This is a genomic window from Azospirillum sp. VT-I1 (assembly GCF_055698305.1).
The window spans coordinates 1,981,064-2,001,179 of the sequence record NZ_CP168800.1 but is presented as its reverse complement, the minus strand read 5'-3'; the positions used below and the strand labels follow the sequence as shown (position 1 = coordinate 2,001,179).

Below are 20,116 nucleotides of genomic sequence, written 5' to 3'. Positions count from 1 at the left end.
GGCCATGAACTGGCAACTGATGTGGGACAGCCTGCCCCGCATGCTCGGCGGGCTGTCGCTGACGCTGCAGCTGATCGTCGGGTCGCTGGCGCTGGGCGCGCTGGTCGCCTTCGGCGTCGCCCTCCTGCGGCTGTCCGGCAACCGGGTGGTGGAGACGCTGGCCGCCGCCTATGTCTTCGTCTTCCGCGGCACGCCGCTGCTGGTGCAGATCTTCCTGGTCTATTACGGGCTGGGCCAGTTCGAGTTCATCCGCGAGAGCATCCTCTGGCCCTTCCTGCGCGAACCCTACTGGTGCGCCATCCTGGCGCTGACGCTGAACACCGGCGCCTACACCAGCGAGGTCCTGCGCGGCGCCATCTTGTCGGTGCCGCAGGGACAGGTGGAGGCGGCGCGGGCCTGCGGCATGTCGCGGGCGCTGGCCTTCCGCCGCATCGTGCTGCCGGTGGCGATCCGCCAGATGCTGCCGGCCTACGGCAACGAAGTGATCCTGATGGTGAAGGCGACCTCGCTCGCCAGCACCATCACGCTGATGGAGGTCACCGGCATCGCCCGGCGCATGATCGCCCAGACCTTCGCGGTGTTCGAGCTGTTCATCGTCGCCGGCGCGATCTATCTGGCGCTGAACTTCATCGCCACCCGCCTGATCAAGTTCGCCGAATGGCGCCTGACCCCCTACCTGCGGGCGCGGGCGTAAGTAAGGATAGCGTTTTGCCTGCCCTCTCCCGCCCCGCGATTTGTCCCCTCTCCCCCTGGGGAGAGGGTCAGGGTGAGGGGGATGCACAGCGACGATCCCCAAGTATCCTTACCTGACAAAAGAAAACGCCGCGGATCGTCCCGAGACGACCGCGGCGCATTTCCTTCGACCCTCTCCCGGCGTGGAAGAGGGCTTTTCACTCACTGTCCCAGCATCTCGAAGGACGGCGGGGCCGGGTCGACCACGCGGGAGCCGGTCGGGGTGATCTCCATCACCGCCAGCCCGCGTTCGACCATGCCGTCGGCGCGCAGGCGGAACAGGCCGTCCAGACCCTCGAAGCCGTTGGGGTTGGTCATCGCCATGCGGTCGAAGGGGACCGGGCCGCCGCTGCGGGTCAGCACCGCGGCGATGGAGGTCGCGTCATAGGCCAGCGTGGCGATGCGCGGCGGCTTGCGGCCATAGACCTGCTCAAACTGCGACTCGAAACGGGCGCGGGTCTGCGGCGCGGGTGCGGCGTACCAGGCGCCGACCAGCGCCGGCTCCTGCCCCAGGGCGCCTTGCGAGCTGTCGTCCCACAGGCCGGTGCCCAGCAGCTTGACCTGCTGCGGCTGCACGCCGTTCGTCGCCAGCGCCTGGGCGATACCCTGGGCGCGCGGACCGCCTTCGGCCAGCATCACCGCCTGCGGCTGCGGCGTCACCTGCGCCACCTGCTTGGCCGGGACCGACAGGTCGGTGACGGCCGGGTCGTAGCGCTCGACCTGGGTGGTCATGGTGCCCAGCCGCGGGCCGATGGCCTGCATGGCGTTCACCACCGCATCGCCATAGGGCGAGCGCGGCGCCAGCACCGTGAAGCGCGTCACCCCGCGCGAGCGGGCATAGCCGGCGACGCGGCTGACCTGATCGGCCGGGACGAAGCCCAGCACATAGGTGCCGTTGCCGGCCTGGGTGGCGTCGTTGGTGAAGGCCAGCACGTCGACGCCGGCATTCTGGGCGATCGGCCGCACCGCGGCGACGTCGGCGGCGAACAGCGGGCCGATGATGAGGCGCGCCCCTTCGGCCAGCGCCTGGCGCGCCGCGTCGGCGGCGCCGTTCGGCGTGCCCTTGGTGTCGCGCGGCATCAGCTGAAGCTGGTCGCCGGCCATGTCGAACAGAGCCATCTGCGCCGCGTCCAGCATGGCCTGCCCGATGGCCGCACTCTGTCCGCTGAGCGGCAGCAGCACGGCGACCTTGACCGGCCCCTGCGTCTCCGGCAGGGGATTTACCGGAGCCGGAACCGGTTGCGGCGCTTGTGCCACCCGCGGCGGCGCGCTTACAGTCGAACAGGCCGACAACAGGCCGGCGACCAGCAAGGCTGCCACGCCGTGACGTTTCAGACCCTGTGAGAAAGCTGTTGCCAAGCGTGCCACCAATCATCTCCACATCTGCTGAAACGGCCGCCGATACCGAAGGCGAGACCCAAGGCATGGTTCAAAGTGGCGCTCAAGGTAGCCCCCTCGCCGCGCCAAGTAAACTCGCGGGCGGACTCTATGTCGTCGCTACCCCCATCGGAAACGCCGCGGACATCACGCTGCGGGCGCTCGACACGCTGAAGCGGGCCGACGCCATCGCCTGCGAGGACACGCGCGTCACCGCCAAGCTGATGGGCATCCACGGCATCCACACCCCCTTCGTCTCCTACCATGAGCACAACGCCGCAAAGATGCGTCCGGTCCTGATCGAACGCATGAAAAAGGGTGAGGCCATCGCGCTGGTCACCGACGCCGGCACGCCGCTGGTCTCCGACCCCGGCTACAAGCTGGTGCGGGAATGCGTGGCGGAAGGCGTGGCGGTGACCACCCTGCCCGGCGCCTCCGCCCCGCTGGTGGCGCTGGTGCTGTCCGGCCTGCCGACCGACCGCTTCCTGTTCGCGGGCTTCCTGCCGAACAAGAGCAGCGCGCGCCGCGCCACCGCCGGCGAGCTGAAGGGCGTGCCGGCCACGCTGGTCTTCTTCGAATCGCCGCAGCGCCTGCCGGAATCGCTGGCCGACCTCGCCGACATCCTGGGCCCGCGCGAGGCCGCCGTCGCCCGCGAGCTGACCAAGCTGTACGAGGAGGTGCGGCGCGGCACCCTGCCCGAACTGGCGGCCCATTACGCCGAGGCCGGCCCGCCGCGCGGCGAGGTCGTGCTGGTGATCGGCCCGCCGGGAGAGGAGGCGACGCCGGGCGAGGCCGACGTCGACGCCCTGCTGCGCGAGGCGCTGACCCGCCTGTCGGTGCGCGACGCCGCCGCCGACGTCGCCGCCCGCACCGGCCAGCACAAGCGCACCGTCTATGCCCGCGCGCTGGAACTGCAGCGGGAGGAAAAGGCGAAATGACCGACCTGGATGCGCGGCGCCTGCGCGCCGAAAGCCTGGGCCGCCGGGCGGAGGCGCTGTGCCGCCTGTCGCTGCGGCTGCGCGGCTACCGCATCCTGGCCAGCCGCCTGCGCACGCCGATGGGCGAGATCGACATCGTCGCCAAGCGCGGCAGGACCATCGCCATCGTCGAGGTGAAGGCCCGGGGCGACTGGGACACCGCCAACGAGGCGCTGAACGCCCGCCAGCGCGGCCGGCTCGCCCGTGCTGCCCATGCCTTCCTGGCCGCCAACCCCCGCTATGCCGGCTATGTCTTGCGCTTCGACGTGATGCTGGTTACCCCTTGGGCCTGGCCCCGTCATCTTGCCGATGCCTGGAGGCTGTGACGGGGAAGGACATGAGAGGGCGACAGTCTTGAGCAACCGAGCGGAAGCCCGCGAAATCCTGCGCCGCATCGGCGACCAGCCGGACGACGAGATCGATCTGGCCGAAGCCGCCCTGGCGCTGGGCGCGCTGGAGTTGCCGAACGCCGACCTCGCCCCTTACCGCGCCCATATCCGCGCCATCGTCGATGATCTGGCGGCCCGCGTCGCGGCGCAGGATGGCACGGAAGACAAGTTGGAAGCACGCATCGCCCATCTGCATGCGGTGATCGGCGGGCGCCACGGCTATTCCGGTGACCACGACACCTACGACGACCTGCAGAACGCCAACCTGCTGCGGGTGATCGACCGCCGGCGCGGCCTGCCGGTGGCCCTGGGCATCCTTTACATGCATGCCGCCCGCTCGCAGGGCTGGCCGATGGTGGGGCTGAACTTCCCCGGCCATTTCCTGGTCCGCATCGAGAAGGACGGGGCGCGCGCCATCCTCGACCCCTTCAACGACGGGCAGACCCGCAGCGTCGTCGACCTGCGCGACCTGCTGAAGGCCACCGCCGGCAGTGCGGCGGAGCTGGAGCCCGGCCATTACCAGCCGGTGTCGAACCGCGACGTGCTGCTGCGCCTGCAGAACAACATCAAGTTGCGCCACCTGTCGGCGCACGAGGTGCCGAAGGCGCTGGAGGTGCTGGAGGCGATGCGCCTGTTCGCCCCGCACGAGCCGTCGCTGTGGCGCGAGACCGGCCTTCTGGAGGCCCATGCCGGCAACCTGAAGGACGCCATCACCGCGCTGGAGACCTTCATGGCGCTGACCGGCGACGACCATCACCGGCACCAGACCGCCTCGCTGATCCAGCAGTTGAAGAACCGCCTGAACTGACCCCGTTCCAGAGGGACCCGTCATGAGCCTCGCCGTCGCCTTCCAGATGGACCCCATCGAGTCGATCAACATCGACACCGACTCCAGCTTCATGATGGCGCTGGAGGCGCAGAAGCGCGGCCATCGCCTGTACCACTACCACCCGCGCGACCTGATCCTGACCGGCAACCGCCTGACCGCCCGCGTGCGCGAGATGACGGTGGTGCGCCAGCGCGGCGCCCATTACACGCTGGGCGAACCGGTACTGACCGACCTGTCGGTGATGGACGTCATCCTGCTGCGGCAGGACCCGCCCTTCGACATGGCCTACATCACCTCCACCCATCTGCTGGAGCATGTGCAGCCCAAGGTGCTGGTAATCAACGACCCGGCCGAGGTGCGCAATGCCCCTGAGAAGCTGTTCATCACCAAGTTCCCCGAGCTGATGCCGCCGACGCTGATCACCAGCGACAAGCAGGCCATCCTGGAGTTCCGGGCGGAACACAAGGACATCATCGTCAAGCCGCTGTTCGGCAACGGCGGCGCCGGCGTCTTCCACCTGAAGCCCGACGACGAGAATCTGGGATCGCTGCTGGAGCTGTTCACCCAGCTCTACCGCGAGCCGGTGATCGTGCAGAAGTACCTGCCGGAAATCCGCCAGGGCGACAAGCGCATCATCCTGGTCGACGGCGAGCCGGTGGGCGCGGTCAGCCGCATGCCGCTGGAGGGCGAGGCCCGCGCCAACTTCCATGCCGGCGGCAGCGCCAGGAAGACCGAGCTGACCGCGCGCGAGCGCGAGATGTGCGCCGCCATCGGCCCGGTGCTGCGCGAGAAGGGTCTGGTCTTCGTCGGCATCGACGTGATCGGCGACTACATGACCGAGATCAACGTCACCTCCCCCACCGGCATCCAGGAGATCAACCGCCTGAACGGCGTGCAGCTGGAAGCCCTGCTGTGGGACGCCATCGAGCGCCGCCGCGCGGCGAAGTAAGGATACGCTGCAGCGCGAGAGCACGATGCATATCTGTGCAATTTTTTCGGGAAGATGAGGCCCGCATACCCTTGCAGGGCATGGGGGTTGATATTACCTTGAACCGTGGGAGCGGCGGCTCCGACCCCGCCGCTCCCTGGTCCAGCCTTAGCCCTGGTAGAGGTCAAGCAGACGCTTGATGATCTCCAGGACAAGGACCAGAAGGGTAAGGATCTGTTTCATCCTTCTTCTCCTTCTCGTGTGGCGGGGGCGGCGGGTCCGCCCCCTCCCAACCACACGAACGCGGCGGTAGCACACAAGCGCATTCAATACAACCGGCGCTGCCCGCCCGCGACGATCCGCGCGGGCGGCGGTCAACAGCGCGCCGCGCCTTGACCGGCGGACTTCGGGGGCGATAACTGCCGCCTCCCAGAGTTTTCGAGCGAGACCACCCGTGAACCGCATTTTCTCCGGCATGCAGCCGACCCGGCAGCTTCACCTCGGCAACTATCTGGGGGCGCTGCGCAACTGGGTGGATCTGCAGAACAGCTACGAGTGCATTTTCTGCGTCGTCGATCTGCACGCGCTGACCATCGACCAGGACCCGGAAGTCCTGCGCAACAACATCCGCGAGGTCGCCGCGGCCTACATCGCCGCCGGCATCGATCCGGACAAGAACATCCTGTTCAACCAGTCGGTCGTGACGGGCCATGCCGAGCTGGGCTGGATCCTGTCCTGCCACACGCCGCTGGGCTGGCTGAACCGCATGACCCAGTTCAAGGAAAAGGCCGGCAAGCAGAAGGACATGGCCAATCTGGGCCTCTATGCCTACCCGACGCTGATGGCCGCCGACATCCTGCTGTACAAGGCCACCCACGTTCCGGTGGGCGAGGACCAGAAGCAGCATCTGGAGCTGGCGCGCGACATCGCCGGCGCCTTCAACCGCCGCTATGAGACCGAGTTCTTCCCGCTGCCCGAGCCGCAGATCCTGGGCGAGGCGACGCGGGTGATGAGCCTGCGCGACGGCAGGAAGAAGATGTCGAAGTCGGACGAGTCCGAATATTCGCGCATCAACATGACCGACGACGCCGACACCATCGCGCAGAAGATCCGCAAGGCGAAGACCGATCCGGAACCGCTGCCGGAGACGGTGACCGAGCTGGAAGCCCGTCCGGAGGCCGACAACCTCGTCACCATCTACGGCGCGCTGGCCAGCCAGTCGCGCGAGCAGGTGCTGGCGCAGTTCGCGGGTGCCCAGTTCTCCGACTTCAAGAAGTCGCTGGTCGACCTGTCGGTGGACAAGCTGGCGCCGATCACCACCCGCATGAAGGAACTGCTGGCCGACAAGGCGGAGATCGACCGGCTGCTGAAGAAGGGCGGCGAGCGCGCCGCCGCCATCGCGGAGAAGAACCTGAACGACGTGAAGGACATCATCGGCCTGCTGCGGCCGTAAGGATGTGACCGTAAGGATGTCCTGCGCGTGACGGCTCCCATCCTGATCACCGGCTTCGCGCCGTTCGGGACCATCCCGGACGGCGAGGCGGCGCCTCCATCGGACCATCCCTGGGCCGCCGATCCGACGGCCCTGCTGATGGACCGGCTGGCGGGCGAGCCGGGGGTCGTCACCGCCACCCTCCCCCTCTGTATGACGCCTGCGGCGAGGCCTTCGCCGACCTGCTGGCGGAACACCGGCCGCTGGCGGCGCTCGGCTTCGCCTATTGGGAAGCGAGCGATTACATCCGGCTGGAACGTCTGGCCTGGAACCGCGACGAAAGCCCCCTGCCGGACGCCGCCGGCACGGTGCGCGAGCATGCCGACATCGTACCCGACGGGCCGACCGCCTATGGCAGCACCCTGCCGGTGCCGCGGGTGATGCGGGAATTGTCGATGGCCGGGCTGCCGGTGACCTTCGGCGACTTTTCCGGCGGCTTCCTCGGCAACCATCTGTTCTACCGGGCGCGGCATGCCATCGAGAGCGCCGACCTGGACGTACCCTACGGCTTCTTCCACATGCCGCCGCTGCCCGAACGAGCCAAGGAGTTGCGCCGCTTCGGCGGACTGAGCCTGGAGCGGCAGGAACTGGCGGTGCGCACGCTGGTGGGAATGCTGCGCACGGCGCTGAACGGGATCGCCTGAAGATTAAGATCAGGCCGTCTTGGCGGGGCGGCGCTGGTCGGGCGGGTTCACGATGGCGCGCAGCGCGTCCAGGAACTCGCGGCCCTTGTCGGTCAGGGTGACGATCTTGCGGCGGCGCTCGCGCGGGTCTTCCTGCGCCTGCACCAGATCGAGGCCGGCCTTGCCGAAGCTGTGCCAGCGGCTGAGCGCCGCGACGTTGCGCGACGCGGAGGATTGGGCGATGCCCAGGCGTTCCGCCAGTTCGCCGATGGAGATGCCTTCGCTCTGCGCGATGGTCATGAAACTCAGCGCATACTGGATGGGCAGGTCGGGGTCGAGCTTGCGGAACGCCTCGAGCACCTGGACGACGGTGAGGACCTCGTCATGACGAACGCGGGCCGGCATTCAGCAGGTCTCCGCGGCGCCGCGCGCTATGCAGCGCGGGAGGGTGGTCCCCAGCGGGCCGGTGTGTAGATGATGTTCAGGCGTCCAAGCCATAGGATGACTTCCCCGTTCTCACGCCGCAGGTCGAAGGACCCGGCCGGCGATGCCCAGCGGGCGTGTTCAACGAAGAGACGGTGACCGCAAAAACCCAGAAAGACACACATGGGATCCTCTCGATATCCGGAATTCACGTTCGAAGGGTGCGGGGCGAAGAAGGGCTGCTTGCGCGTGATTGGCGGCCATATGAACGGCCCGATTGGCGGCGGTGACGGCCGGATCGCCCGATCGGCGAGTCCAGGCAGTGGCTACGATGGCTTTCATCGATACTCTCCAGGGGTTGAGTGATGCCGGCGTGAGAGGCCGGCGGATCCGGTATCGCCGGTCAGCGATACGGTTGCAAGGTCAAAAATGTCCGCGCGTCCGATAGGTTCCGATCGCGGATGTGAAAAGGCGGAAGCCGGCCGTCAGGCGGGCGTTCCTCGCCATCCGTCAATCCGATGTCGCGCCGCAGGTGGTCGCACAATCGGCCCGGCCCGGAAGATGCCCCGGAATCGAGCCAGCGGCTGCGCATCGCCGTCCACAAGGTCGGCATGAACTGCTCCTTTCTTCAGGGGACCCGAACCGCCGGATCCCGGAAACGGAAATAGTTCCGCAGTCGGATGTATTCCGTCAACCGGCCAATCGGGTGCCGGCATGGTCATGACCCGATACCTGTGGCAAATCGGCACCGCTTTCGGTCCGTTTGGCCACAGAGCGGCGGAGCGGCCGGCACCTCTGGACAAGCGGGGGGCCGGTCGGTCAAACAAAGTCGGTCTGCCGATCCGTCGGCGGTAACCCGCTCTCCCGTCTCCACCCCATCGATTTCGAGCCAGTTCCCCCGTGTTCACCCTCCCCCGCCCCGCATGGCCGACACCGGTGCGCTCCGCCCGTAAGCTGCGGGCGGTCTTGGCGGCGGCCGGCGTGATTGCCGGGATGTGGACCGCTCCGGCGGCGGCGGAGGCGCGCTTCACCCCCGGGCCCTGCTGGTTCACCGTGCCGGAGGGCGAGGCGGCCCTGTGCGGAACGGTGGCGGTTCCGGAACGGCGCGACCGCCCCAACAGCCGCAGCCTGCGCCTGCCGGTCGCCGTCCTGCTCAGCACCGCGCGCCAGCCGGCTCCCGACCCCGTGCTGTTCCTGGAGGGTGGCCCCGGCGCCTCCCCCTTCGGCAGCAGCGAGGCGACCGAGGAGCGGATGGAGGTCTGGTGGGAGCTGTCGGCCCCCTTCCGCCGCACCCGCAACCTGATCCTGTTCGACCCGCGCGGCGTCGGCCGGGCGGAGCCGGACACCGACTGCCCCGAACTGGACGGCGTCGCTCCCACCCGCGGCACCCGGCCGCTGACGCGCGAACAGAGGGCGACGGCGGAGCGGGCGGCGGTCAGCGCCTGCGCCGCCCGGCTGGAGACGGCCGGGCTGGACGGCACCCAATTCTCCACCCCCGTCGCGGCCGAGGATGCGCTGGACATCGCCACCGCTCTGGGTGCTCAGCGGATCAACCTGTTCGCGGTTTCCTACGGCACGCGGGTCGGGCTGGAGATCCTGCGGCGGCAGGGCGGCCGTGTCCGAACCGCCGTGTTCGACAGCGTCTACCCGCCCGACGTCAACGCGCAGGAGGAGATGGCCTGGCTGGCGCAGCGGGCCTACCGCCGGCTGTTCGACGACTGCGCCGCCAACCGCCGCTGCCGGTCGGCCTTCCCCGACCTTGAGAAGCGTTTCCTCGATCTGGTGGAGCGGCTGGACCGCAACCCGGTCGACATCGTCGTCGGCGACCACGAGACGCGCCGCGCCCTGCGGCTGACCGGCGGGATGGCGATCGCCGCCGGGCTGGAGGCGATGGCGATCAGCGAGGCGGTCCCGCTCGTGCCGACCATCATCGACCGCGCCGCCCGCGGCCAGTATGCGGCGCTCGCCGAATGGGCGCCGACCAACTGGCTGGGCGACCCGGAGATCGCCGACGGGCTGGTCTTCTCCATCGAATGCCGCGAGTCGGTCAACAGCGCCGAGCCGCTGAAGCGCGCCGACAATGCCCGGCGCTATTCCCCCTACGGCCTTGTCGCCGCCGACGATCCCGGCCAGCGCGTCTGCCGCCTGTGGCCCACCGGCCACCAGGAACCGGCCGAACGGCTGCCGGTCGCCAGCCCGGTGCCGGTCCTGCTGCTGTCCGGCGCCTACGATCCGGTCACCCCGCCGGAGTGGGGCGACCGCGCCGCCGCCACCCTGCCCAAGAGCCGCCATCTGGTCTTCCGTGCCGCCAGCCACATCGTGACCTCCAGCGAGGATTGCGCCATGGCCGCCGCGGTGACCTTCGTCGAGCAGGAGAGCGTGCCGGCGAGCGTCTGTCCGGGAGCGGCCAAGCCGCCGGTGTTCGAGCGGCCGTGAGGGGGCGCGACGGATGCCCCCTCCCTCCCGCTTCGCGGGTCCCTCCCTCCCCGCCTTTGGCGGTGGAGGGACAGGAAGCGGCAGTTCCCTCTCCCACCGAAGGTGGGGAGGGTTAGGGAGGGGCATCAGTACCAGGATCTCACCGCCCCGGCGCGATCCGTCGGTAGCTCAGCGCCTCCGCGATGTGGCGGCGCCTCACCCCCTCCACGCCGTCCAGGTCGGCCAGCGTCCGCCCCACCCGCATCACCCGGTGATAGCCGCGGGCCGACAGCTTCAGCCGCTCCGCCGCCTCGGTCAGCAGGGCGCGGCCGGGGGCGTCGGGGGAAGCGACCTTCTCCAGCAGTTCCCCGTCCGCCTCGGCATTCGTCCGCACCGCCCGGCCGGCCGGGTAAGGGCCGAAGCCGCCATAGCGCTCCGCCTGGATGGCGCGGGCGACGGCGACGCGGGCGGCGATGTCGGCGCTGCCCTCCGCCGGCGGCGGCAGGCTGAGGTCGGCGGGGCTGACCGCCGGAACGTCGATGTGTATCTACTTCAATTACCTTTCAGACTATGAATCGGTTAACCCATTGATATTCCGAGTCGTCTGTTCAGCTAATTTTCAGACCAACTCATTCAAAAATCGGTCTCCTTCGACTTATTCAGCTAACGGCTGGACTGGTTTGATAGCGTTTCTCCAGGATGAACTGGATTGCCGTGGCTCGGTCCGACCGGTGCCATCCGCGCCACTAGACGGGCAGCCATCTTGGTTTGGCCGATCAACTCACTCCAATGCGTTACGCTTCGATGCCAGTCGATTGGAGTGCACTGGCGCAGGTGCTCGACAAATCAACCAGTTGCTTCCCCTCCATTGGGCTCCCGTTCCACAGCATGAGCATCTGTGCGGTCAAGTTTCAGCTGCGGTAGGATCGGCGGGATTGTCGACCAAAGGAGAGCGAGGATGCGGCGGCGGATCGTCAAGCCCAACACCCGCAGTTTCACCGGACGCCATGTGTTGCCGGACGGCAGCGGCGACATCCGCTTCGAGTCGGGACTCGAGCGGGATTTCCTGACCCTGCTGAGCCTGCGTGACGACGTCCGGGAGATCGTCGCGCAGCCGCTGACCATCGACATCACCTGGCCCGGCGGCCAAGCTCGCCGCTACACCCCCGACTTCAAGGTCACCTACGCCGACAACGTGGTCCTGTACGAGGTCAAGTACCGCGAGCAGCTGCGCAAGCTGTGGCCGACCCATTGCCATAAGTTCCTGCAGGCCAGAGCCTGGGCAAACAACCAGGGCCTGCGGTTCCGCATCGTCACCGACCTGACCATCCGCACCGTCCGCTTCGAGAATGCGCGCCTGCTCGGCCCCTATCTGGGGATCGAGCCGGATATGGGCATGGCCCAGGCGATCACCGACAGCCTCGCCCATGGGCCGCGGACGGTGCTCGACCTCATCCAGGCCCTGTGCCCCGACCGCTGGGACCGCGCCCGCTTCTACGCGGCGCTGTGGCCGATGTTGGCCAACCGCAGCCTGCGGATGGACCCCCGGGCGCCGCTCGGCATGGACCTGCTGGTTGGGCTGTCCTCATGACCGATACCCTGCCGATGCCACTCCCCCTCACCTACCGCCTGGGGGCGGATGCCGAGGTCGATCTGGGCGGCATCCTCGGCATCGTGGTGTCGATCGTCTCGCTGACCAGCGTCCTAATCGAGAACAGCGCCACCGGAGAACGGACCATCCACGAGGCCGTCGGGCTGAAGCCATGGACGGGTACGGATGCCAAGCAACGCCCCATCCCCGACCTAGCTGAGTTCACGGAGGAGGAACTGGCGGTCGGTCGGCAGCGGCAGGACGAGATCGAAGCGCTTTTGGTCCTGCGCCGCCGAACCAAGGCAGACGTGTCTCTGGCCGCCGAGCGCCTGGGGCTGCGGGTCTCGACGTTGTACGGGCTGATCAACGACTACGAATCGGAACGCTCGCTCACCTGCCTGATTCCGCACGCCTACCGCCAGCGGCGGCGGCGCAAGCGGATCGGAGCCGAGACGGAGCAGATCATCGCCACGGCGATCGATGCGATCTACCTGCCCAATGCCGGAGCGCGGGCGACCGAGGTCATCACGGAGGTGCAGGACCAGCTGAAGCGCGCCGGGCTCAAGCCGGTGGCTCCCAACACGATCCGCGCGCGGGTGCAGGCCCTTGACCCCAAGGCGGTCGACACGGCCCGGTTCGGCGGCATGGCGGCGGAACGCCGGCACCACCAGACTTACGGCACCGGCGATCCGGCGCGGTGGCCGTTGCAGCGCATCCAGATCGATCACACCGTCGCCGACTTCTTCGTCGTCAGCCCGGACGGCCAAGCCGTGACCCGGCCGGTGCTTACGCTGGCCGTCGATGAGTACAGCCGGGTGGTCAAGGGCTTCTACCTGTCGATCCACCGGCCGTCGACGCTCTCAGTGGCGATGGCCTTGACCCACGGCATCCTCGACAAGGAAGAGTTCTGCCGCCGCCATGGCCTGGAGTCGCCCTACCCGGTTTGGGGGCTCGACGATGCCATCCTGACCGACAACGCCGCGGAGTTCGACAGCCGCGGCCTTCAGCTCGGCTGCCGGCAATGGCGCATCCGCGGCGACTTCCGACCGCTCGGCCAGCCCTATTTCGGCGGTCGCATCGAACGCCTGGTCGGCACGATGATGGGCGATGTCCGGCTGATCCCCGGCTACACCTTCAACAGCATCGGCGAACGGGGAAAAGACTATGACGGCCGCGCCGGCGCCGCTCTGACGATTGAGGAGGCGACGCGCCGTCTGGCGATCATGATCGTCGATCGCTACCATCGGAGCCGGCATTCCGCCTTGGGGACGACCCCGCTGAAGGCGTACGAGCACGGCATCCTCGGCAGCGACCGTATCCCCGGACGTGGCTACCCGCGCATGCCGTCCGACCCCGGACGCCTTCTCAAGGATTTTCTCCCGGTCGAGTACCGGACCGTCCAGGCCTACGGCATCCGGCTCAACCACCTGACCTACCAGAGCGACCTCCTCCGGGTGCTGGCCAGCCGGAAGGACGGCCGGAAATACGTGGTCCGCTACGATCCGAGAAACGTCAGCGTGATCCATTTCTACAATCCGGACACGCAGGAGTATTACGATATCCCGCTGCGGGACCGCCACCGGCCGCCGGTGGCGCTGTGGGAGGTCGACGACGCCGTCGCCGAGCTGAAGCGCCTCGGGCACGATGCCGACGACGAGCACGCCATCTTCCGGGCGATCGCGCGATGCCGCCAGATCGATGCCGAGGCAGCCCGCAAGTCGGCCGCGGCCCGGCGCCGGCAGGAACGCCGGCGGGAGGACGCGAAGGCCCATGCGGCCCCTGCCCCGACGACCGCTGCGGCCCACGACACAATACCGGCCACCGTGCCGTCGACCGAGGCCGGGAACGATCAGCAGCCCACCCGGCGCGTCCGGCCGATCCGTGATCTGGAGGGCTGGTGATGACCGGCTACGACCACCTCCACCCCTCCACCGTACCGCTGCTGGAGTTGCCGGCTGCGGAGCGGATCGAACGGGTTCGCACCAAGCGTTGGATCCCCTACGCCTCAATTCGGGACCCCTACGCGGCGATGCGGACGCTGCTGGACATCCCCCGTCAGCAGCGTCCCGAGAACATCCTGATCGAAGCGCCGACCAACAACGGCAAGTCAACGTTGCTGGAGCGCTTCGAGGCCGATCACCCTCCCCTGCACCGCCCCGACCAGGACAAGTCGCTGATCCCGGTTTTGATGATCTGCCTGCCGGAGCACCCGACCCTGATCATCGTCTACCAGACGATCCTCGACCGGCTTGGCTGCCCTTATGCACCGAGCGCCCGGCGGGCGGAGCTGAGGCGAGCGGTGGTTACCAACCTGGAGAAGGTCGGCACCCGGGTTCTGCTGGTCGACGAGCTTCATAACCTGGCCTTGTCCGGCCCGCAGGAGCGCGATGCCATCCTCGCCTTCTTCCGCGCCCTGGGAAACGAGCCGGCCCTGCGCATCAGCCTCGTCTTCGCCGGAACCCCAGGCGCCCGGATCACCACCCAGAGCGATCCCCAGCTGCTCAACCGCTTCGATGTGTTCCAACTTCGGCTCTGGCGGGATGGGGACGCCTTTCGGGAACTGCTGGCCTCGTTCGAAGCGCTGATGCCCTTGCGAGAGCCGTCGTATCTGGGTGACGACGATGCGATCGCCCGCGACATCCTGAGCCGTGGCGAAGGGGTCATCGGCGAGTTCTTCAAGATCGTCAGCCGGGCCGCGGTGCTGGCGATCGAGTCGGGTGAGGAGCGGATCACGCTGAAGACGCTGTCGCGCATCCGCTACCAGGCCCCCTCGCACCGCAAGGTGACGATCGACGATGTGCCGGCGCTGCCATGACGCTCCGGCCGTGGCCCTGCCGACCGAAGCCACTGCCGGATGAACTGCTGTCGTCCTGGATCGCCCGCACCGCCATCGCGAACGGCCTGACTCCGGGACATTTCATACGCGCGGCCTGGCCTGAGGTCCGGGTCGCGGCTCGTGACATCGACCATGTCGGTCCCAGCCACGTGGTCGAGCGCATGGCGGCAAGGACCCTCACAGACCCGGAACGGGCCTGGAGCACCACGCTGGGCAGCTTCAGCGGCTTTCTGTTCGAGGCGCACGCTCCGGCCGACGGTCGGCACGGTGGGACCAAATGGATCACCCGCACCCGGATTGCCGGCGGCATCTGGCACTGGCCGGGACAGCAGTTCTGTCCTGCCTGCCTGGCCGAAGATCCGGTCTGGATGAGGCGGTCCTGGCGCCTGGCGCTGTCGGCGGTCTGCCCCCACCATGGCTGCGTACTGGCGGACCGCTGCGGCCGGTGCGAAGCGCCGGTCACGGTCATCCGGGCGGACCATCCTGGACAGTGTCACGCCTGCCAAGGCGATCTGTCGCTCACCCCCTCTGCCGCAGCGCCGTGGGAAGCCATCGCCCTCCACCGGCGCCATGAGGCCATCCTCGCCCGTGGCTGGGCGCAACTGGGAGAGTATAGTCTTTATTCCACCCGGTATTTCGACCTGCTGCACTATGTGCTGCGCTTGCTCGCAGGGCCGCGTTACGGAGAGCGGCTGCGGACGATCGTCAGCCGCCTGTGGGGCGGCGATGCCACGCCGCCGGTGCGACCGGTCGGGCTGGCCAAGCTTGAAACGCTTTCCCCAGGCGACCGTGCCCGGCTTCTCGACCTGGCCGCGCGCCTCCTGCCGGGATGGCCATACCGGTTCGTCGGCGCCTGTGCCGAAGCCGGGGCATGGCAGGGAGAGCTGATGTTCCACTTCGCCGATGCCCCCTTCGCTTTTGCCGATCCGGTGCGCCGGCTGCTTCACAATGCGCCGTACCGCCCCACACGCGAGGAAGCCGCAGCAGCGGCCGCCCATCTGCACCGCAGCGGTCAGCCGGTCACGACGCGCGCTCTGAGCAAGCTGGCGGGATCGGGCGCCGTCCGCGCCCGCCTGCACAGACCGGATGCGCCCTGACTGTCAGGGCAGAACCGGGACCGGCACCAGGCGCCACGTCCGACCATCCCGCTCCACCCGCCCCGCGTGCTTCAGGCGGTTCAACACCATGCCGGTGGTCTTGGGATGCACGGCCAGGCCGAGGCGCGCCTGGGCTTCGCGTGCGATGTCCGAGGCCTTCAGGCTCTTCGGGTAAGCCGCGGTCAAAGCGGCGAGGACCTGGGCCTGGAAGGCCCCCTTGCCGACCGTCCGGCCCGTCGTGGCCGCCACGACCAAGGGCGGCGGCAGTGGAACCGTCAGCACGCGGGCCGCCGCTTCGGCATCGGCCAGTGACGACCGCAGCACACTCAGCCGCTCCTGAAGCCGGTCGATCTGCCCGGTTGCCGCGATGATCTCCTGTCGGATGACAGCCACCCTGCCGGCGAGTTCCTGGCTGAATTGCGTGTGCGCGGTCATCGGCACCCCTCCACCGGCCTGTCATCTTCCCTTGCGATCAAAGAATTCTAATCATATTATTTTTATTCTTCAATGCCGAGGTTTCAGTCGATGACGGTGCAGACGACGTTCGGTCAAGACCTCAAAGCATGGCGGACCGATCTGGGGCTCACGCAGACGCAGGCGGCCCATCTTCTGGCAATCGGCCAGAGCTGGTACAGCAAGCTCGAGAAGGATACGAACCCGCCGGGTCACAAGGTGATCGAACGCTTTTCTGCGCTCCGTCACTCATCCAGCCAGCAACACTCCATGTACACATCCGCCTGCACAGCGTTGCTGGAGGAATTGCGCGTGGAAGCCGGCCGCAGGCCAAAGCGCACGGAGGAGGCTCTGCGCATCGCCGTATCGCTCATCCGGTTCGTGAACGCGGAATGAAGACTATTCCTTGGGGAACCACCTTGCCCGATCCGACGGCGTTGGCCCGCATCGGTGGAGCGTTAACCGCGGACCTCGCTCTGGCGCTCGCCTTCCGCCGTTGGATCTATCGCTGGGAATGTTGCCCGTCGCCCTCTCCCGATCTGCTCCGGCTGCGGTTGGTGCGCCGGCACCGCGGGAGGGAGCGCACCGTTGTCATCGACGCGATGCAGCGCACGTCGTTGCGCCGGCAGTGGAGAGCGATCGGCGAGACCATGCGAAGCACGCGGCAAGCCGCCGTCCAGCGCAAGGAAGACTATTTTCTGCTGACCGACCGTTCGATGTCACCGGTCCTGCGCGGCAATCTGGAGCGTTTGGTCGCCTGCCGCCCCGCCTGCCCGCCCCGCGCGGTGGAACGGGCACTCTGCGACGAATGCCCGCCGCACGCGCTGATATCGATCGGCGTCCTGATGGCGCGGGCCGGCCGGCTCGGCATCCCCGCACCGGCCGCCCATGCCGCGATCATCTGGATGCTGGCGGTCGACGATTTGCGCTGCGATCTTCACCAGCCGCTGGGTCGGGATGCGTATGTTCGGCGTCTGTGGAGCTATGAGCCGACGGCACCTCAGCCCTTGCCAGAACCGCCTCAACAATCTGGTCCACCGTGGCGGTTTCCGTTCTGACCTTGGTGAACAGCAGATGGTGACGCAGATCGCCGACACCCCGGCCGTTCATCCGTTCCCCCCATTGCCCCCGCCGGGCGCGCACGGCCGTGACGACGCTGCACAGGTCCTGTTCCGACAAGCGGCTGCCATCCGGCTGAGCGATCAGCATCACCCCCTCCCAGTCCTTGGGATGCTTCGGGCGTGGTTCGAGGCCCATCAGACAGCTCCAGCGTCCGGACACGGAGAACTCCGCCACGAGAACCATGCGGGTCAGCCGGTCGGTGATCTTGTGCCACCACCCTCCGTTGGGATGCGGCGGCAGGCAGCCGAAGGTGAATTCGCCATGGTGCCGTTCGGCTCCCGGCGGCACCACCAGACCGGCAAGACCGGTCACGGATGAGTGGCACGACAGCGCCCGCAAGACGTCGCAGAACAGATCGACCTCGGGCTCGGTCGGCGGGTCCGCGGGAGGCTGCTCATTCCCGGTGATGAGCCTCACCCGGCGCACGGTTCCCTGGTCCGCCCCCAACACGCCGCTCGACACCTCGTCGGGAACGAGCACCTCCCCTGGGATGTGCACAACCGGCGTGCTGGTGGTGGCACGCTGGATGGTCTCGACACGGAGCGGCAGGTTGCTGAGTGCCGGAAACCGTGGAACGATGGAGGGGAGTTTCAGATCCTCCTGGGGCAAGTGCCGGTTCGGCCGGCGATTGTTGACCACCCGCTTTGGCCCGACATAGCCTGCGATGCTGTGCATCAGCACACGTCCGCCCTCGTCATGAGTTCCGGCAGGCTCGTCCTCGCACCTCTCGATGATCAGCTCATCGAACGGGAACGGTGCCGTACATTGGAAGAGACGGAGCAAGAGAACCCGTTCCGTCGGAGTACCGTCGGCCAGCGTAGCCGTGAATCGCTTTCCCTCCCCCGTCAGCCTCGTGCGTCCGGTAAGGGGAAACGTCGCGTACAGCGAGGCTGGCCGCCGTCCTGCCGCTGCAGCCATGGCTGCCAGGAAGGGCAAGCAGAAGGCCTGACGCTCGGCAGAGTTTTCCGCGGTGCCGAAGAAACGGCCGAGAGTGCAGCAATCGTCCCGGCCAAAGCCGGCTCGGGGTGCAATCCGGAGCACCCGCCAAGGGGCGTCAGCGGTTGCCGAGGACGACGGATCGGCTGGCACAATCTCCATCCTGGTGCGCGTGAGATCGCACAGACTTCCCGGGTCTCGCAGGAACGCTCCGTTCAACAAGGCTTGGGCGAGGGCCGTCGACGTTCCGATGTAGAACTGGGCCAGGGTAAGAGCCGGGATGATCAGGCCGTAGGGATCGTTGCCCACCTGCACGCCGACCAACCGGACATCCCTGCTGTGGAGCCGATAGACATGGGGCGGCAGGATGTAGTCGGTCTTGCGCTGTGGCGAAACCGGGTCGTATCCGCCGAACTCGCGGATCCGGTTGGAACCGACGGTCACGTCGAGCGTACAGTCTTCCAGTGTCTCAGCGCTGTCGGCAATCTTCTGACCATCATGCCAGACGCTGCCGATGATCAACAGCGGCAACCATCCCGCTCCTGCCAGAGCCCTTTTGGGAACGGAATTCCCTCCAATTCCAACGAACAGACAGTCGATCAGCGGATCGAAAGGATCGGTCGCGTTGCTATGCGGACCATTGATCCAAACCAGACGCCACGGTCCGCCCTCGGGGAAGGTCTCGAAGAAAAGTTCTATATCCTCGGCGGAAGCACGGACTGAATTGAGTGCCACGCCCATCTCCCTCAGCTCATTCGGGTTATCAGAGTGGCCGAGCGCTTGGTGCATAAGCAATCGATTGCATTGTGGGGGACCATCACCGAAGCAATGATTGGATGTGCCATATCGATTTGGAAACGAAACGAGGCTTCCGGGATACTGTTTTTCGCACGCCCTGCTGGCGCCGGCGCTGCTCATTTCGTTGGCGCAATGAGGGTATCGACGCTTTCCCTTGGATGAGGGCGTTGCCACAACGATGCAAATGCCCGGCGAATCGGGACACGCATGACGCGGAGATGGCGCCGAACGCCCCCTCTCCATCAGCAGCGATATCGGCTTGCGACCGGATTTGCCAGCCGGAGCTGTGAAGGACCTCACTGTCACCCTCCATCACCGAAAGCAGAAACACATGCTTGTGAAATCAACTTTACGGAGAAGGCTGTGTGCCTGGTCTCAAAAAACATGACGGTCGATGGTCACCGCACCTCGATGAGCCTGGAACCCGTCATGTGGGACGCTCTCCGTGACGCTGCCCGGCGAGAGGGTATGACAGCCAATGCCCTTGTTTCCCAACTCGCAGAGCGGTCTCCACGCACCCTGACGAGCGACGTCCGGGCGTTCATCGCCGGCTGCTACCGGGCGGCAGCCACCGAGGCAGGACACAGTGCCGCCGGACATGGCCTGGAGCTTCCATTGACGGTAGATCGGTTCATGACCGATCCCGGCCCATCACCCACTCTCCCTGCCGAGAGGTTGGCATCGGTCCGATAGGCCCCAGCACTCTGCACCTTCCAACAGCCGTGGCTGCGGCGCCTTCGTTTCTCGGACCTCCGGGTACGACCGAACGTCCGTGGACACGATCCCCGCCGGTCCGTTCACCGGCGGCACCACGCTCCTCGTCAGGACAATTTCCGATCTGAAACCATTGTCTTCAGATATTCTGGTTTCCAGTATTTTGTCTTTATCTTCTACCCTGGACTTATCGTTTTTCCATCAGGCTGATATCCATCCCAGCAGGCCTGAAAGAGGGCAACTCACGAGCGGAATTTCTGTTTCTTCTGCTGGAAACGACTGGAATTTCGAGGGGCCAGCCTCTGCGCCATCCGGATTCCGAATGGAATCCTCGCAGGGTCAAAAAGGCAACTTTCGTATCTCTTGAGCGGTTGCGACAGAGTG

At 67.2% G+C, this 20,116-nt stretch carries 19 protein-coding genes and 1 pseudogene; 15 read left to right on the top strand and 5 right to left on the bottom strand.

Translation table 11 applies throughout. The annotated features are described in order from the left end of the window. The first annotated feature begins 4 nt into the window (after nucleotides 1–4). Nucleotides 5–694: an ABC transporter permease gene (locus tag AB8P05_RS09675; RefSeq protein WP_455172981.1), complete on the top strand. Its 690-nt coding sequence runs from the start codon at nucleotides 5–7 to the stop codon at nucleotides 692–694. Between the two features lie 200 nt (nucleotides 695–894). Here AB8P05_RS09675 and AB8P05_RS09670 read toward each other — a convergent pair whose 3' ends face one another. Then, the gene (locus tag AB8P05_RS09670) at nucleotides 895–2,052 is read right to left on the bottom strand and encodes a penicillin-binding protein activator (RefSeq protein WP_472757773.1); all 1,158 of its coding nucleotides are present in this window, start codon (nucleotides 2,050–2,052) and stop codon (nucleotides 895–897) included. 104 nt (nucleotides 2,053–2,156) lie between these two features. Here AB8P05_RS09670 and rsmI point away from each other — a divergent pair, with 104 nt between their 5' ends. The 6 genes from rsmI (at nucleotide 2,157) to AB8P05_RS09640 (ending at nucleotide 7,368) form a co-directional block, all read left to right on the top strand. Next, entirely contained in the window at nucleotides 2,157–3,047 is an 891-nt protein-coding gene (gene rsmI / locus AB8P05_RS09665) for a 16S rRNA (cytidine(1402)-2'-O)-methyltransferase (RefSeq protein WP_472757772.1), read from the top strand. Then, nucleotides 3,044–3,412, top strand: a complete 369-nt coding sequence (locus tag AB8P05_RS09660) for a YraN family protein (RefSeq protein WP_455172978.1) — start codon at nucleotides 3,044–3,046, stop codon at nucleotides 3,410–3,412. The genes rsmI and AB8P05_RS09660 overlap by 4 nt, the downstream gene beginning before the upstream one ends. Before the next feature lie 28 nt (nucleotides 3,413–3,440). Then, complete coding sequence (locus tag AB8P05_RS09655; RefSeq protein WP_472757771.1) at nucleotides 3,441–4,283, top strand: SirB1 family protein; 843 nt, start codon at nucleotides 3,441–3,443, stop codon at nucleotides 4,281–4,283. A 22-nt stretch (nucleotides 4,284–4,305) separates the two neighbouring features. Next, nucleotides 4,306–5,253, top strand: coding sequence for a glutathione synthase (gshB, locus tag AB8P05_RS09650; RefSeq protein WP_472757770.1), 948 nt, complete (start codon nucleotides 4,306–4,308; stop codon nucleotides 5,251–5,253). A 433-nt stretch (nucleotides 5,254–5,686) separates the two neighbouring features. Beyond that, a complete protein-coding gene (gene trpS / locus AB8P05_RS09645; protein WP_472757769.1) occupies nucleotides 5,687–6,685 on the top strand; it encodes a tryptophan--tRNA ligase in 999 nt (332 codons plus the stop codon). 98 nt (nucleotides 6,686–6,783) lie between these two features. After that, nucleotides 6,784–7,368, top strand: coding sequence for a pyroglutamyl-peptidase I (locus AB8P05_RS09640; protein ID WP_472759332.1), 585 nt, complete (start codon nucleotides 6,784–6,786; stop codon nucleotides 7,366–7,368). Nucleotides 7,369–7,377: 9 nt separating this feature from the next. Here AB8P05_RS09640 and AB8P05_RS09635 read toward each other — a convergent pair whose 3' ends face one another. Continuing rightward, on the bottom strand, nucleotides 7,378–7,752 hold the full coding sequence (locus AB8P05_RS09635) for a MarR family winged helix-turn-helix transcriptional regulator (protein ID WP_149223645.1): 375 nt from the start codon (nucleotides 7,750–7,752) through the stop codon (nucleotides 7,378–7,380). 954 nt (nucleotides 7,753–8,706) lie between these two features. Here AB8P05_RS09635 and AB8P05_RS09630 point away from each other — a divergent pair. Next, nucleotides 8,707–10,206, top strand: coding sequence for an alpha/beta fold hydrolase (locus tag AB8P05_RS09630; RefSeq protein ID WP_472757768.1), 1,500 nt, complete (start codon nucleotides 8,707–8,709; stop codon nucleotides 10,204–10,206). 139 nt (nucleotides 10,207–10,345) lie between these two features. On the opposite strand, the pseudogene AB8P05_RS09625 reads toward AB8P05_RS09630, so the two are convergent. Then, a pseudogene (locus tag AB8P05_RS09625) lies at nucleotides 10,346–10,732 on the bottom strand (magnesium chelatase subunit ChlI family protein); the annotation flags it as partial. 411 nt (nucleotides 10,733–11,143) lie between these two features. On the opposite strand from AB8P05_RS09625, the gene AB8P05_RS09620 reads away from it, so the two are divergent. From AB8P05_RS09620 to AB8P05_RS09605, 4 genes are read left to right on the top strand one after another with little or no spacing between them, the layout of a single operon-like run. After that, nucleotides 11,144–11,776 (top strand): TnsA endonuclease N-terminal domain-containing protein, encoded by a 633-nt coding sequence (locus AB8P05_RS09620; RefSeq protein WP_472757767.1) that lies wholly within the window; start codon nucleotides 11,144–11,146, stop codon nucleotides 11,774–11,776. Next, nucleotides 11,773–13,677 carry a transposase gene (locus AB8P05_RS09615; RefSeq protein WP_472757766.1) on the top strand — a complete coding sequence of 635 codons (1,905 nt, stop codon included), beginning with the start codon at nucleotides 11,773–11,775 and terminating at the stop codon, nucleotides 13,675–13,677. Before AB8P05_RS09620 ends, AB8P05_RS09615 begins: the two co-directional genes overlap by 4 nt. Then, nucleotides 13,677–14,591, top strand: a complete 915-nt coding sequence (locus AB8P05_RS09610; protein WP_149223654.1) for a TniB family NTP-binding protein — start codon at nucleotides 13,677–13,679, stop codon at nucleotides 14,589–14,591. The genes AB8P05_RS09615 and AB8P05_RS09610 overlap by 1 nt, the downstream gene beginning before the upstream one ends. Then, nucleotides 14,588–15,709 (top strand): TniQ family protein, encoded by a 1,122-nt coding sequence (locus AB8P05_RS09605; protein WP_149223655.1) that lies wholly within the window; start codon nucleotides 14,588–14,590, stop codon nucleotides 15,707–15,709. Before AB8P05_RS09610 ends, AB8P05_RS09605 begins: the two co-directional genes overlap by 4 nt. A gap of 3 nt (nucleotides 15,710–15,712) precedes the next feature. On the opposite strand, the gene AB8P05_RS09600 is transcribed toward AB8P05_RS09605, so the two are convergent. Further along, nucleotides 15,713–16,144 carry a hypothetical protein gene (locus tag AB8P05_RS09600; RefSeq protein WP_472757765.1) on the bottom strand — a complete coding sequence of 144 codons (432 nt, stop codon included), beginning with the start codon at nucleotides 16,142–16,144 and terminating at the stop codon, nucleotides 15,713–15,715. A gap of 90 nt (nucleotides 16,145–16,234) precedes the next feature. Between AB8P05_RS09600 and AB8P05_RS09595 the strand changes: the two genes are divergently transcribed. After that, a complete protein-coding gene (locus AB8P05_RS09595) occupies nucleotides 16,235–16,558 on the top strand; it encodes a helix-turn-helix domain-containing protein (RefSeq protein ID WP_188092292.1) in 324 nt (107 codons plus the stop codon). Nucleotides 16,559–17,059: 501 nt separating this feature from the next. Here the strand turns inward: AB8P05_RS09595 and AB8P05_RS09590 are convergent. Then, the gene (locus tag AB8P05_RS09590) at nucleotides 17,060–18,961 is read right to left on the bottom strand and encodes a hypothetical protein (protein WP_188092293.1); all 1,902 of its coding nucleotides are present in this window, start codon (nucleotides 18,959–18,961) and stop codon (nucleotides 17,060–17,062) included. A 264-nt stretch (nucleotides 18,962–19,225) separates the two neighbouring features. Here AB8P05_RS09590 and AB8P05_RS09585 point away from each other — a divergent pair, with 264 nt between their 5' ends. Continuing rightward, on the top strand, nucleotides 19,226–19,711 hold the full coding sequence (locus AB8P05_RS09585) for a ribbon-helix-helix domain-containing protein (protein WP_472757764.1): 486 nt from the start codon (nucleotides 19,226–19,228) through the stop codon (nucleotides 19,709–19,711). 79 nt (nucleotides 19,712–19,790) lie between these two features. After that, the gene (locus AB8P05_RS09580; RefSeq protein ID WP_149223660.1) at nucleotides 19,791–20,099 is read left to right on the top strand and encodes a hypothetical protein; all 309 of its coding nucleotides are present in this window, start codon (nucleotides 19,791–19,793) and stop codon (nucleotides 20,097–20,099) included. Nucleotides 20,100–20,116 lie beyond the last annotated feature (17 nt).

Excerpts from the sequence above, each read along its gene's own strand:
- AB8P05_RS09675 (WP_455172981.1), top strand. The coding sequence starts at position 5 with ATGAACTGGCAACTGATGTGGGACAGCCTGCCCCGCATGCTCGGCGGG.
- rsmI (WP_472757772.1), top strand. The coding sequence starts at position 2,157 with ATGGTTCAAAGTGGCGCTCAAGGTAGCCCCCTCGCCGCGCCAAGTAAA.
- AB8P05_RS09660 (WP_455172978.1), top strand. The coding sequence starts at position 3,044 with ATGACCGACCTGGATGCGCGGCGCCTGCGCGCCGAAAGCCTGGGCCGC.
- gshB (WP_472757770.1), top strand. The coding sequence starts at position 4,306 with ATGAGCCTCGCCGTCGCCTTCCAGATGGACCCCATCGAGTCGATCAAC.
- AB8P05_RS09635 (WP_149223645.1), bottom strand. The coding sequence starts at position 7,752 with ATGCCGGCCCGCGTTCGTCATGACGAGGTCCTCACCGTCGTCCAGGTG.
- AB8P05_RS09620 (WP_472757767.1), top strand. The coding sequence starts at position 11,144 with ATGCGGCGGCGGATCGTCAAGCCCAACACCCGCAGTTTCACCGGACGC.
- AB8P05_RS09615 (WP_472757766.1), top strand. The coding sequence starts at position 11,773 with ATGACCGATACCCTGCCGATGCCACTCCCCCTCACCTACCGCCTGGGG.
- AB8P05_RS09610 (WP_149223654.1), top strand. The coding sequence starts at position 13,677 with ATGACCGGCTACGACCACCTCCACCCCTCCACCGTACCGCTGCTGGAG.
- AB8P05_RS09605 (WP_149223655.1), top strand. The coding sequence starts at position 14,588 with ATGACGCTCCGGCCGTGGCCCTGCCGACCGAAGCCACTGCCGGATGAA.
- AB8P05_RS09600 (WP_472757765.1), bottom strand. The coding sequence starts at position 16,144 with ATGACCGCGCACACGCAATTCAGCCAGGAACTCGCCGGCAGGGTGGCT.
- AB8P05_RS09595 (WP_188092292.1), top strand. The coding sequence starts at position 16,235 with ATGACGGTGCAGACGACGTTCGGTCAAGACCTCAAAGCATGGCGGACC.
- AB8P05_RS09590 (WP_188092293.1), bottom strand. The coding sequence starts at position 18,961 with ATGGGCGTGGCACTCAATTCAGTCCGTGCTTCCGCCGAGGATATAGAA.
- AB8P05_RS09585 (WP_472757764.1), top strand. The coding sequence starts at position 19,226 with ATGACGCGGAGATGGCGCCGAACGCCCCCTCTCCATCAGCAGCGATAT.